The organism is Desulfocicer niacini, assembly GCF_054657595.1.
The window spans coordinates 93,460-105,712 of record NZ_BAAHYK010000012.1; the positions used below are offsets into that span (position 1 = coordinate 93,460).

Annotated in this window: 12 protein-coding genes; 10 read left to right on the forward strand and 2 right to left on the reverse strand. The window is 43.7% G+C overall.

The features are described from left to right. Nucleotides 1–270 precede the first annotated feature (270 nt). The 7 genes from ACYQ2M_RS08400 (at nt 271) to ACYQ2M_RS08430 (ending at nt 4,349) form a co-directional block, all read left to right on the forward strand. Nucleotides 271–1,329, forward strand: a complete 1,059-nt coding sequence (locus ACYQ2M_RS08400; protein ID WP_459915884.1) for a ParA family protein — start codon at nt 271–273, stop codon at nt 1,327–1,329. 322 nt (nt 1,330–1,651) lie between these two features. Further along, on the forward strand, nt 1,652–1,900 hold the full coding sequence (locus tag ACYQ2M_RS08405; RefSeq protein ID WP_459915885.1) for a hypothetical protein: 249 nt from the start codon (nt 1,652–1,654) through the stop codon (nt 1,898–1,900). Beyond that, a complete protein-coding gene (locus tag ACYQ2M_RS08410; protein ID WP_459915886.1) occupies nt 1,900–2,289 on the forward strand; it encodes a hypothetical protein in 390 nt (129 codons plus the stop codon). The genes ACYQ2M_RS08405 and ACYQ2M_RS08410 overlap by 1 nt, the downstream gene beginning before the upstream one ends. Then, nucleotides 2,279–2,617, forward strand: coding sequence for a hypothetical protein (locus ACYQ2M_RS08415; protein WP_459915887.1), 339 nt, complete (start codon nt 2,279–2,281; stop codon nt 2,615–2,617). The genes ACYQ2M_RS08410 and ACYQ2M_RS08415 overlap by 11 nt, the downstream gene beginning before the upstream one ends. Further along, complete coding sequence (locus ACYQ2M_RS08420) at nt 2,607–2,915, forward strand: hypothetical protein (RefSeq protein WP_459915888.1); 309 nt, start codon at nt 2,607–2,609, stop codon at nt 2,913–2,915. Before ACYQ2M_RS08415 ends, ACYQ2M_RS08420 begins: the two co-directional genes overlap by 11 nt. Nucleotides 2,916–3,865: 950 nt before the next feature. Beyond that, nucleotides 3,866–4,129 carry a YpsA SLOG family protein gene (locus ACYQ2M_RS08425; protein WP_459915923.1) on the forward strand — a complete coding sequence of 88 codons (264 nt, stop codon included), beginning with the start codon at nt 3,866–3,868 and terminating at the stop codon, nt 4,127–4,129. Between the two features lie 76 nt (nt 4,130–4,205). After that, nucleotides 4,206–4,349 carry a hypothetical protein gene (locus ACYQ2M_RS08430; protein ID WP_459915889.1) on the forward strand — a complete coding sequence of 48 codons (144 nt, stop codon included), beginning with the start codon at nt 4,206–4,208 and terminating at the stop codon, nt 4,347–4,349. Nucleotides 4,350–5,674: 1,325 nt separating this feature from the next. Here the strand turns inward: ACYQ2M_RS08430 and ACYQ2M_RS08435 are convergent. Beyond that, nucleotides 5,675–7,135 (reverse strand): ExeA family protein, encoded by a 1,461-nt coding sequence (locus tag ACYQ2M_RS08435; protein ID WP_459915890.1) that lies wholly within the window; start codon nt 7,133–7,135, stop codon nt 5,675–5,677. A gap of 321 nt (nt 7,136–7,456) precedes the next feature. Between ACYQ2M_RS08435 and ACYQ2M_RS08440 the strand changes: the two genes are divergently transcribed. From ACYQ2M_RS08440 to ACYQ2M_RS08450, 3 genes are all read left to right on the forward strand, one after another. After that, the gene (locus ACYQ2M_RS08440) at nt 7,457–8,878 is read left to right on the forward strand and encodes a sensor domain-containing diguanylate cyclase (RefSeq protein WP_459915891.1); all 1,422 of its coding nucleotides are present in this window, start codon (nt 7,457–7,459) and stop codon (nt 8,876–8,878) included. Between the two features lie 45 nt (nt 8,879–8,923). Next, nucleotides 8,924–10,282 carry a TIGR03013 family XrtA/PEP-CTERM system glycosyltransferase gene (locus ACYQ2M_RS08445; protein WP_459915892.1) on the forward strand — a complete coding sequence of 453 codons (1,359 nt, stop codon included), beginning with the start codon at nt 8,924–8,926 and terminating at the stop codon, nt 10,280–10,282. A gap of 263 nt (nt 10,283–10,545) precedes the next feature. Continuing rightward, nucleotides 10,546–10,926 (forward strand): PilZ domain-containing protein, encoded by a 381-nt coding sequence (locus tag ACYQ2M_RS08450; protein WP_459915893.1) that lies wholly within the window; start codon nt 10,546–10,548, stop codon nt 10,924–10,926. A gap of 49 nt (nt 10,927–10,975) precedes the next feature. Here ACYQ2M_RS08450 and ACYQ2M_RS08455 read toward each other — a convergent pair whose 3' ends face one another. Beyond that, complete coding sequence (locus ACYQ2M_RS08455) at nt 10,976–12,046, reverse strand: sigma-54 interaction domain-containing protein (RefSeq protein WP_459915894.1); 1,071 nt, start codon at nt 12,044–12,046, stop codon at nt 10,976–10,978. Nucleotides 12,047–12,253: the final 207 nt, after the last annotated feature.

Below are 12,253 nucleotides of genomic sequence, written 5' to 3' on the forward strand. Positions count from 1 at the left end.
AAAGTCCAAGAAAACACGCCCTTCATGAGAACCTTATAAAACCTGAGATTGATTTTTAATTGGCAAAGGTCATATAGTTCTTTTTATCGTGTTACATTTTAATATAATCGTTGACATGATTTTTTGATGGGAGTATGGGATGAAGGGGTAAATACTTTATTATAATTGGATTTTTATCACTACATTTTTACTATCCGACGAATCATTTTTTCATTAGGAATACATTTTCACAGGACTCATGACTATAAAATTTAGGAGAATAAAACAAAAATGGCACAGACAATTTCCGTTTTTAACAATAAAGGTGGCGTTGGAAAAACTTCCATAATATGGAATTTAGCAGTATCTCTATCTGATAAAGGGAAGGATGTTTTATTGATTGATTTCGATCCACAGTGTAATTTATCGATAGCATGTATTGGAAATGAAGAATTTTCTCAGCTTTTAAAATCATCTGACGAATTCCCATTTGGGCAGACAGTGAAAGCTTTTGCTCTTCCCTATATTCTGCAAAATAAGATAGGTGAACTTTATACTTTTAAGCCTAAAACTCAAGCTAAAAATGGAACCCTTGACGTTGTTCCTGGTGATTTCTGGTTGAACACTTTTTCCGATATTCTTAACGTCGGTACGGATGTTTCTAGTGGTGCCGGTTTATATAGATTTATTTTGCCTGAGTTAATATCTCAGGAAGCACAGAAGATAAATGATATTGTGTATGACTACGTTTTAATCGATCTTCCGCCATCTTTTAACACCCTGGTTCGTTCAGCACTATACTGTTCCGATTATTTCTTAGTCCCCTGTACCCCAGACTTATTTTCAGCTTATTGCGTTGGTTTGATTGGGGAAATGTTACCTTCTTTTATTCGAGATTGGGAACAAGGAAAAGAACGGTATCTTGAAGGGAATCCAAGAGATACTGTTATAACTCAAAAAGGTATGCCCAAATTTGGAGGTTGGATATTCAATGGTTTTGATACCAGAAAAAGAAATGGTATAAAGCACGAAGTAGGAGCAGATGCGGCACACCATAGATCCATAAGTGCAGCAATCAAAGATCAAATGATAGCTCAACTGAAAGCGATAAAACCTTATGCTGCAGTTCCAGACTTTACAGAAACTGAACCGATTGCAAAAATTGAAGATCTTAATGTTATGGCTCCAGATAGTATAATTCAAAATGTCCCTATTCGATATTTATCACAATATCGGCCCACAAACGAACTGAGAGGCCGGGGGCAATGGGCTCAAAATCAAATTGATTTGATGAATGAGATGGCTGACGAGTATTATAATTTAGCTCAGTATATTATTGATAACTTTTGATCTTTAACTTTGCGGCTTTTTCATTTATTGTATTGTGAAGTTAATAAAAAATTCCCCTTGACACAAACCCACCACCAGTTTATGAATAATCATCTCTGCAAAATCAGGGATACGGTTTAGCCGCCGGAACACTACGGGCGCAAATAGGCGTCTGCATTTTACATGTGAACGCTTTTTTTGTTCCATGCGTCCTATATTGGGCAGCATGGGGGACACCTTCGGGTGTGCTGGATTCCGTAGTCCAGTCGGCTAACCCCCATGCTGCCCTTTTTGTTTTTAGCCGAATGAAAAGGGTTTAACTCAACACTACGGAGGCCCTACCATGGAACCAGAACACCGCATCAATCCCCCCCACAGAATTTCTTATCAGTACCGAACTTCACAAATCATTGAACAGCTGGACCACATCTTTTCCAGGTGCACCGGCAAATCTGCCGACAGCGCCAGAGAACTATTCAGCATGGTTAAGGACGAACTGAGCGCTTTGTCATGGAGATCAGACCTTCAAGTCAAGGCTCTGAGAGATCAGCTTGCAGACACACGCCGGATGATGCAGGAGGGCAGCCTGTAATGAAAAGAGAAATCACCCCCTATTCATACACGCCTTACACAATTCCATTGACCCGTTGCACCCTGCCGAACGGAACCACCGAATACCGAAACACCACCACCGGGAACCCCGTTGAAGTGGATCAAGAAGACCTCTTTGATCTGATTTCTTACTCCCATGAACAGATTTTCACTTTGGTTGAAATGCTGCCGGAAGATATCTATTCCCGGTACGCCTACATTTTCAAAGGTTTGATTCAGAACATATCGGCAACCTTGGCAGAAACACGGCATTTTGTTCAAGAGGCCGGTGTGCAGATTGATGTAACCACCCTTTGCAAGAACCATTTCCTTTGTCGGGAGGGCGCCGTTGTGGATGCCGTAGTGAAGGGGGTGAACCATGCAGGTTGAAAACAAGAAGACCGTCACCACTGACGAATTAAACTCCAGCTCTGACCCATTGCAGTTTGCCTGTCACGCCCTTGGAAAACTTGAATTCCTTGCCGAGACCATAAACTCCTTGTGTGATTACGGCGAGGATGATGTATTTAGGGGTTTTGACTCCTTTGCTATCATATCCATGGGTGAAATCATTGCCGATGCAACACAAGAATTGTGGGCTATTACCAATGCAGCGATAACCCGTATAGATACCCTGGAAGCACAATTACGGGTTTGTAGGGCCGTAGCATCCACCAGCCAGGTTAATGGTGACCAGGTGGCGAACCATGCTGAATAATCCAGAGTTCACAAGGAAGCAGTTGGAGCGGGAATCAAACCCATTGGGGCTTTGTACTTTTTCCCTGGGCAAGCTGAAGCTGGTGGCAAGTGTCATGCAAGTTGAGTCATGCCCGGCAGATCATGAGCCTTTTGAGTATTATGACCGTCACAGTATCTCTGCTCTTGCCGATGTCACGACCACCGCCATTGACATGATAAGGTTGTTGGCTGAGTTCACCGGCAAGCAGATTGATGGATTGACCAGGGAACGGGAGGCATTGAGGAAGGAGCTTGAAGTTTACCGGAATCAAGCCTAATATCTCTGTCCGGACAAAGAATAAATCATTGACCACTCTTCCATTCCGGGGGAGTGGTTTTTATGTTTCACGGGCATTGGTGCGCAAGGTAGTGCGCAATCAAGTGCGCAGTGCGCACAACATTGTTGCGGGGGGGTGCAAGGTTCGCAGCAGTCTGAACAGGCAAACCTTGAATTTTTCGGGATGCCTGTAAATAAAGGTGCGCAGGGTTTGCGTGGTGGTTTAGTGCGAGACGAAGTGCGAGGACTGGGCCTGTTCGGGTAGGGGGGGGCATGAATCTATTCACAGGTGTAGTCACAGGCTGTGACGAGTTTTCTGGGGGGATATGAACAGTCATTCAGGCATGAATGGAACTGTGAAAAAAAGTTTAGTTTCCGGTTTGGTTTCCAGTGGAAACCAGTCTGAAATGGATTTAGTTACAAGTTTAGTTACAGGCTGTAACCAGGTTTCCCGGGGGCGGTGTTCCCAGCAATTCGAGCATGAATGAAAAACTGACGACAGGTTTGACGACAGGTTGTCGTCAGGGTGGTGAGGGGGGAGGAATAATTTAGTCACAGGCTGAGACTGCCTTAAATAGAATCTGACCACAGGTTTGGCCACAAGCTGTGGTCGGTCTGATAGGGGGGATAATAACCTGACTACAGGCTTACCTACAAGCTGTAGTCAGTCTGAATGGATTTAATTTCAGGCATGTCCGCAGCAATGTCCGCACTGTCGCTTATGCGGACTGAATGAGTTTAGGTTCAGGTTTAGGTTCAAGCTGAAACCAACATGAATAAAAACTGGTTGCAGATCCAGTTGCAAGCTGAGACCAACATGGAGGGGGGGGGATGATCAAGAAAATAGCTTCAGGGGGCCAGACTGGAGTGGACAGAGGCCAATGTGGTTGACTCTGAGGGAACCGTGATCTTTTCATAAAGCTCTCCGGGGGATCAGCTTTGACCCGGCGCTTGTGTAAAAAACATGGCAAACCATTCTTGTATGTTGACCTGGGGAAAGAGCTGGCCCCGGTGGGAACGGTTAACAGGTGGATTGTGAATCATGATATTCAGGTGTTGAATGTGGCAAGGCCCAGGAAAAGTAAGCACCCCGGTATCCATGATCAGGTTGTGGGGATCATGAAGGATGTGTTGGTGGCCATGGGACGGGCCGGTACCGGGCAGGATGATAATGTGATCCGGGAATCCGTGGTTCCTTTTCTCCTTGCCGGGTAATTTGTTTTTGAATGGACAATATGAAGGGATCAGATTTTGATATCAGGGCCACCGAATCCACCGAGACATAAAGGCAATGCCCATCTTTCCCGCGACCATGGCAATCATGGCCATTGATGAACGTTTCAGACTCAACCCCCACCATACCAAAATCATCCACCAGAACCACAATCCCTTTGTCGATTATGCCGGGGACTGTCACCTTATCAGTTATGGATAATTTATCTATTTTTACACCCCCATATGAAAAATAAACGATTCAAAAAAACCTTTTTCATATCTTATAGCACATATCCCCACAAATCCTATGTAAAAAATATGTAAATATTTATCTTTGTGCTGCCGGGTCAGCCTTACTTTTTGGACTCCATACGCAAGGGGTCTTTAATCCACCGACACCTTTGTCACCGCCAGGATAAAGGACAAGCCGAAACGTCCACCCCTGGGAACAGTTACCTATGTAGGACTGTCCCAAAACGGGATGGTGGGCAGTCATCCAAAATGGATGAATCATACAAGTGTCACACCACAGGGGCAGTCGGTCAAAATGGCCGAGTCCTACAAAGGTATCACTGATAGCTGGAAGATTGCGGGCATCGAGGGGGGATCTGAAACGCCCCCCCCTTTCAACCACCCCAAAAAAGGGGCCGTCTCAATCGCTGTCAGGATAGTATGGGGCGGTACTTGCCTTGAGCTGGTGTCACTGCATACCCTTTAACTCCTGCCTTTCCCCTGGATCACCTCACCGTCACCGGGGGGTACCTTTCATCTCTGGAGCACTGGAATAAAATTAACCGGCTGGTTACTTCAGATATTATTTAACTGTAAATTTTGGGGGCAAAAGTCTTGAGCTGGTGCTTGCCTGGGGATCACCCAAAACCCGACCACCAAAACCCCACGGGGAAAAGCACCCCACCGGGGGCTGAATCATCCAGATGGGTTAAAGCCTCCTTTCCCTGCCGGGTGATGCCTGAACAATCGGACCATAGATCATTGTCACCCTGGGCAACCTGGACCCGGCAACCCCTTCCTGAAGAAACCCCACATCTATAAACACGGGCATGGGTCCCCTTAATCGGTCTGTCATTGGATAAAGATTTATCCATGGCATCAATGAGGGGAACCTGAACGGCCAGGTTAAATTCATGGCCGGGTGGTGGATGTGGAGAATGTGGACTTTGTGTGGAGAATGTCCACGGGCTGAAACCCCTTTAAACATGGGGCTTGTGGAGGATGTGGAGAATGTGGAGAATTCTTTCTAAAGAAATTTGAAAAATTGAAGGTTACTCACACCGTCAGATCATCGGGAATGCCTGATAAAACACTTCCATGGGATCATTGGCCGGGTGGACGAACGTCCGGGAAACAGAATCGTGGGGGATGGTGCCGGGCAGAATGGAGGGGTAGACTGAGAAAAGGATCTTTCTCCCCTGCCCGGTCTGATGGTGAATAAATATTTTAGTTTAATTTTTGAAAAAATTTTATGATTTTTTATATAGTTTCCACCCTTAAATGGAATTCTTACATATAAAAAAATGACGGTATTTATGACGGTATTTTATTAAAACATAAAAAGTAACATGTTGATTTTAAATTGAATTTTGATTCTATATGATGGACGCCGCCTCCACCATTTCCCGCCGTATTCATATCTTCGACCCTATGAGATAAATGGGATACATTTTTATCCTTATTGGAGAAATCAATAAAATCCGATACCATCTCTGGCGCATAGAAGAATAGAAAGGCAAATACCAACATTAAAACCATTGCAATAAGCATTAAAAAGCGCTTAATTTTACCCCATTTAGAAACTTTAAGCGAAGCCGTTTCCTCCGGCGTTAAGGATTCACCCTCTGTTTCAAGCGATATTTCAGGATCTTCGGAAATATCAACGGACTCTCCAGAAGTATTCTCACAAATTCCAGCAACATCCTCAGGCGTTCCAGATATATGGGCTTTGACATCTTCCTCTGGTTGACCATCAATCCCCAGATCTTCAATGACTTCATCCCCATTCTCATCCACAAATACAGGTGTTATTTCTTCCACATCCGCCGCAACAGGTGTAGGAAGGGCCTCTTTTTCTTCCTTTGATTTCAATGGATCAGGTAATGGGGCACTTGTTTCAACTGTGGATGATTTTTCATCATCTTTTTCAGGGGGGTGTTCATCAAGGAGCGGGACCTTTTCAGCTACCAATGGAACCAACTGTAATTCTGCCACACATTCTGAAACGATATCTCCATCAATAATGTTTTTTTCCTGAACAAATCCAGTCAAAAGAGAGAGATCACAGAGGATATTGATCAAACGAGGGTTACCGTCTGAGTAACGATATATCGTGCTCAGGGCATCTTCATCGAACAAAGATGCCGTTGTCCCGGCAATTTTCAAACGATGCTGAACATATTTCTCCAGATCCACTTCATCTAGTGAAGTAATACGACAGCTGAAAGTAAGCTTCTGCTTCAAAGATCGATTTGGATGCTGGGAGACAATCTGCCTGAATTCATCCTGTCCCACAAAAAAAATATTTATTAATTTGGCATCTTGCCTTTCAATATTGGAGAGCATACAAATCTCTTCCAGGAGATCATTGCTCAGTCTCTGGGCTTCATCAATAATGAGCAATACCCGTTTTTTTGCCCCATATGCATTATTAAGAAACCGGGTAAACTTAATAATGAACTCTCCCTTGGATTTAAAGGTATGATCCAAACCAAAAAGAAAGGCTATGTGATTGAGTAAATCCAACAATGAAAGGCCAGGATCGCTGAGAACGCCGAAAAGAACCGTATCATTCAGACGATTAACGAAAGAATTTATCAAAGTGGTCTTTCCGCACCCCACATCCCCCGTCAAAAGCAGAAAACTCTTATTCTCATAGATGGCGTATTTAAAGGCCGCCAAAGCCTCCCTGTGGGTTTCCCCCAGCCATAAAAATCTGGGATCCGATGTGATTTGAAAAGGACTGCGCTTCAATCCATAATACGAAAGATACATAACAGACACCCATTCAATGAATCTTCAGAAGTTTTTAAAAAAAATATAATCTTTTATACATAGCCAAAGTGTATGAATTTCACAAGCAGTATTTTAAAAGGCCCCAAAGTATCAGCATAAAGAAAAATACTATTTCAGAGAAACGCCCCCGGAATACTTGCAATTTTCAAACTTTTATCATAAACCATTAATTTGATCCCATATCTTGAGCCATCGGTTTTGATCTTAACTTTGAACCGTTTGAACGGAAAGGAACCTACTTTGCCCGATCTCAATTGCCAGCATCTTCTTGATCTATTGCTTGATGTAATATTGGATGTCATGAAAAGCAAAAGTGGATCTATAATGCTCACCGATGGAAGTTCGCCAAACTTGACCATTCAAACGGCAAGAGGACTGAAAAAAGAAATTATCGAAACCACCCGGGTTCGTCTTGGAACCGGTGTGGCAGGCAAGGTAGCCACCGATGGATTACCCCTTTATATCAAAGGAATTCATAAAGATCGCAGAACACTTGTCAATCCGGAAGACCTTACCAGAAAAGAGATTGATAACTCCTTTATTATTCCCCTTAAACTGGGCCATGGTGCCATTGGAACAATCAACGTTAACGCCATGGAGCTGTCAGAACCGGAACTGGCTGAAAAGCAGCAACTGGTACAAAATATTATTACGCAATTTTACAAACACCTCCTCAATACCGAAATAAAACCGTCCCACCACTCTCCACCATCCCAGCTTTACATGATGAACATTTTCCGGGAATACAACACGCTTCGGGAATTGAAAATTGTCTTTGACTACATTTTTCAGATCATCACGGATGTGAGTGGCATTCAAAAAAAAGGGGTGTTTTTCCTGAAAAACAAAGAATCGAAGTATTTTGAACTGGTATTGGGATATGGATTTGACCCTGGTAACTACCGAAACCTCTATGACGAGGTAATGCCTTCCATACAGGCAAAGGTATCAGACTCTCCCCATTTCATGGAAATATACAACAAAGCAGATTTGTCTCTTGTCCAAACGTCCTCTTTGATCAGAGAAGAATTTATCGTGGTTTTTCCCATGATCTCCACCGGAGAAAAAAAAGCCAGTCATGGCCAGCTGCTGCTATTCAATAACGAGAAACCAATCATTGAAAAGACACAGGAGATACTGCTGAAAAATATCTGCAGCCGGGCCGGTGAAACCATCCGCACCTCACATGCAAGCCAAAGTTTCCAGGAATTAACCTATACCGACAATCTTACCGGCACATATAATTATGGGCTGTGGTGGAAACGCCTGAACGAAGAATTCACCCGTATTAAGCGGGAAAAAAGGGGAATCATTGCCCTGCTGCTTCTGGATGTGGACCGCTTCAACAGCATTAATTTAAGCCATGGATATTATGTCGGAGATCAGATGCTTCGCTTCATCGCAGATAAGATAACAGCCAATGTCCGTTCCAATGATATTGTGGGCAGAATCGGCGGAGAAAAATTTGGAGTTATTTTGCTTCAGGCATCCAAGTCTTCTACATTAATGATTGCCAACAGAATTCTTGGTGCCGTGGAAAACATTTCCGATGAAATGCGCCTGAACCTGGATACTCCCATCACCCTGAGCGGCGGGATTTCTGGCTTTCCCCTGGACGCAGACACCCCGGAAACCCTCATGGAAAAATCCCAGACTGCCCTTGTTTCCGCTAAAATAATGGGTGGTAACAGAATCAAACTTTTTGAACATATGGAGGAATAATCCATTTTTTTTTCAACCCGCACCCCCTTTGGAACACTTAGCATCATGCTGGTGGACCTAATAATCATTTACGTTGGTTTCGGGATTATCTCCCCCCTGTTATCTTACAGTTGTCTATTATCCTGTAAGCCTCCCAGCCTTAATCCGGGAAGCATGGGAGGAAACATTGCCATAGCTGTGTTTATGGGGATAACCATAATCGCCCTTTTAAACCATAACCTCTATATGCCCACGGAATTCATCTATCTGTCAGATCTGCTGAAAAAAATCGTTCCGGCCTTTTTTTTCACACTTTTTGCCATGGCAACCTTATTTTTATTTTCACATAATATTTTATTAAACAATGGCCAACTGCTCATTTCTCTTGTTTTTATTTTTACAATAATCGGCATCTTTCGGGTCTTTATCTTTTATTGTCTATCCCACAATCGTGAAAAAATTCTAATTTTGGGTATTACCTCCCAGGCAACGGAAATAATAAAGGAAGCCCGGAAAAAAAAATTCGTAGGATTTGAGGTGGTTGGTTTTGCCACCACCCTTTCTTCCCAGGTGGGACAAAACATCCAGAATGTTCCGGTTCTGGATACCATGAACAACCTTGAATCCATTTTGTCGGACCATGCAATTGACACCATTGTGGTTACCCTGAGAAATCGACGTGGGAAACTGCCGGTTCGGGAACTTCTGCAATGCAAATTCCAAAATATACGGGTCATTGAAGGGACCCAGTTCTATGAAACCGCCCAGAGGAAACTCCTCATTGATGATTTTTTCAAACCCAGTTGGTTTATCTTTGAACAGGGTTTTTACCGAACCTCTCTACACCTTGCTTTTAAACGAATCCTGGGGCTGATCATCTCTTTGTTTTTGTTGATTGCACTTTCACCGATCCTGCTAATAACAGGCCTGCTGATAAAACTGGAATCCGCCGGGCCGGTATTTTACTTCCAGGAAAGAATCGGCAGGAACGGCAAAAAATTCAGTCTGATCAAGTTTCGATCCATGACAGCCATGGCGGAAAAAGATTCCGGTCCAATATTTGCATCCAGAAATGATATGCGAATCACCCGCATGGGAGGCATCATCCGAAAAATTCGCTTGGATGAAGTGCCCCAATTCATTAATATTTTCAGGGGGGACATGGACCTTGTGGGGCCACGACCGGAAAGAGAGGTGTTTGTCAGGGAGCTTGAAAAAAAACTTCCCTATTATCATTTGCGCCATGCCATCAGGCCCGGACTGACCGGATGGGCCCAGGTAAATTATCCCTATGGAGAAAATTTTGAAGACAGCAAGGAAAAACTCAATTATGATCTTTACTATGTTAAACACCTTTCCTGGCACCTGGATCTTCATATTTTTCTGCTGACCATCCGCGAGGTGCTTTTCGGCAAAGGCATATGAACACAAAAACTCGGTCATAACATGACCAACTTATCACAATTGGTGGGCCAAAAGAGTCCGTTCAGCATAAAAAAGAGGTAAAGGGAGAATTCCCATTTTTCCGGTCTGGTCACAATACGGTTTATTTGTTATAGTTAGCAAGCCTGATCCCACGCTGGTTGAACATTGAACCGGGAGAATGTGAATCCCCCCGGAGTAAAAAAGCAATAGGGCATGGATATAGTCTTTGACATAATATCTGCTTAAGTACCAGGAGAACCGCCATGAACATATCTAAACAGCCTGCTTTTGGCAGGGATCGCCGCAGGCACAAGAGAGTGGAATTAAAACAGGGTGCCTATGCCGCCATCAGTCCGAACTCATTTAAGATAGGCCAGATAAAAAATATCAGCCGGGGGGGGCTCTTATTCAGCTATATTGACACACAAATCACACCGGAAAATCCGGTGGAAAATCATCTTTTTCTGAGCAGCACAAACGCTCATGTCAGCAAACTTCCCTTCAGAACCATCAGCGATCGCCCCGTGAAACCCAATGGAAAAAACAACAATGCTCCCATGAGGGAAAGAGGCATTGAATTTGGAACATTGACCTTGACACAGATGATGATACTTGACAACTACATTATTACCAACCGACAATGATTGTAAAAGCGCTCCATTCCCCTGGACGGCAATATTCCGATAATCAATGCTATGGTGGTGGTAGTAAGCCAAGTTCAGTTATTTTTGTCAGCATGGTTTTGTAACTGATTTTTAAAATTTTTGAGGCCTTCATCCGATTCCACCCCGTCTGTTCAAGCACATAAGAAATAACCTCTTTTTCCACCCGCTGAACAACAATTTTACGAATATCTTTCAAAGAGATTTCTTCATTGCCGGTATCTGTCCCGTTAAAAATTTCCGAGAGAACAAACGGAAAAGGGGCAGGACGTACAGAATCGGATACAGCTGAAATTTCAATTTTTTCCGGCGTGGGCAATGCCTTTTTTTCCTGCACTACATCCCCCGGGGTTATGCCATGGCTTAGCTCATCAATTACCTGGGGCCAATCGTTAATCACACATTGCTTTTTAATTGCATTCTGCAGCTGACGAATATTTCCAGGCCAGTGGAAACCACACAGCACCGACATCACTTCATCATCGGGGGGCAAAATTTTCCTGTTGGAAAACTGCTTGATATAGCGATTCATGAAATGCGTCACCAGGGGGGGGATGTCTTCAGGCCTTTCCCTTAAAGGCGGTACATGGATCTTAATGATATTGAGGCGATAGAAGAGGTCTTCACGAAATTTTTTTAAAGCGATCTGAACCTCCAAATCAAAATTTGTGGCTGCAATCACCCAGGCATTTGAAAGCACTTCCCTGTCGGCTCCCAGGGGTGAAAACCTGCCACCTTGAAGTACATGGAGAATCTTGGACTGGAGCCCCAGAGGCATGTCACCTATTTCATCCAGAAACAAAACACCTTCATGGGCGATCTGAAATTTACCTCTCCGATTTTTCTGGGCACCGGTAAAGGCACCCTTTGCATGACCAAACAGCTCACTTTCCAGAAGATTTTCCGGTAAGGCTGCACAGTTTACCTGCACAAAGGCCTTACCCCTCCGGGGAGATAATTGATGAAGTCTTCGTGCCACCACCTCTTTTCCCACACCTGTTTCTCCCGTAATCAGGATACTCAGACAGGTGTCTGCCACCCGCTTAATATACTCCCGGATCTGAACAATTTGCCTGCTGACTCCCACAAGTGGTTCTAACATGACCGTTTTTCACCGATGCAGATCAAAATCTCCCCCATTTCAAAGGAGTTCTGATTTCGTCTTTTCACAGATATGCCGCCTTTTTTGTTTGACATTTTCGCCCATGCCATACTATTGATAGTTTGTTTTGTATATTCAGAAAACAATCTCAGAATTTCACGTCTTTTGAATTATAGATACATAGTATAAAATAGATTTAATTTCAAG

Bases quoted from the DNA above. Each gene is read 5' to 3' on its own strand.
- ACYQ2M_RS08420 (WP_459915888.1), top strand. From the start codon at position 2,607: ATGCTGAATAATCCAGAGTTCACAAGGAAGCAGTTGGAGCGGGAATCA.
- ACYQ2M_RS08415 (WP_459915887.1), top strand. From the start codon at position 2,279: ATGCAGGTTGAAAACAAGAAGACCGTCACCACTGACGAATTAAACTCC.
- ACYQ2M_RS08435 (WP_459915890.1), bottom strand. From the start codon at position 7,135: ATGTATCTTTCGTATTATGGATTGAAGCGCAGTCCTTTTCAAATCACA.
- ACYQ2M_RS08400 (WP_459915884.1), top strand. From the start codon at position 271: ATGGCACAGACAATTTCCGTTTTTAACAATAAAGGTGGCGTTGGAAAA.
- ACYQ2M_RS08455 (WP_459915894.1), bottom strand. From the start codon at position 12,046: ATGTTAGAACCACTTGTGGGAGTCAGCAGGCAAATTGTTCAGATCCGG.
- ACYQ2M_RS08410 (WP_459915886.1), top strand. From the start codon at position 1,900: ATGAAAAGAGAAATCACCCCCTATTCATACACGCCTTACACAATTCCA.
- ACYQ2M_RS08440 (WP_459915891.1), top strand. From the start codon at position 7,457: ATGAAAAGCAAAAGTGGATCTATAATGCTCACCGATGGAAGTTCGCCA.
- ACYQ2M_RS08445 (WP_459915892.1), top strand. From the start codon at position 8,924: ATGCTGGTGGACCTAATAATCATTTACGTTGGTTTCGGGATTATCTCC.
- ACYQ2M_RS08405 (WP_459915885.1), top strand. From the start codon at position 1,652: ATGGAACCAGAACACCGCATCAATCCCCCCCACAGAATTTCTTATCAG.
- ACYQ2M_RS08450 (WP_459915893.1), top strand. From the start codon at position 10,546: ATGAACATATCTAAACAGCCTGCTTTTGGCAGGGATCGCCGCAGGCAC.
- ACYQ2M_RS08430 (WP_459915889.1), top strand. From the start codon at position 4,206: ATGCCCATCTTTCCCGCGACCATGGCAATCATGGCCATTGATGAACGT.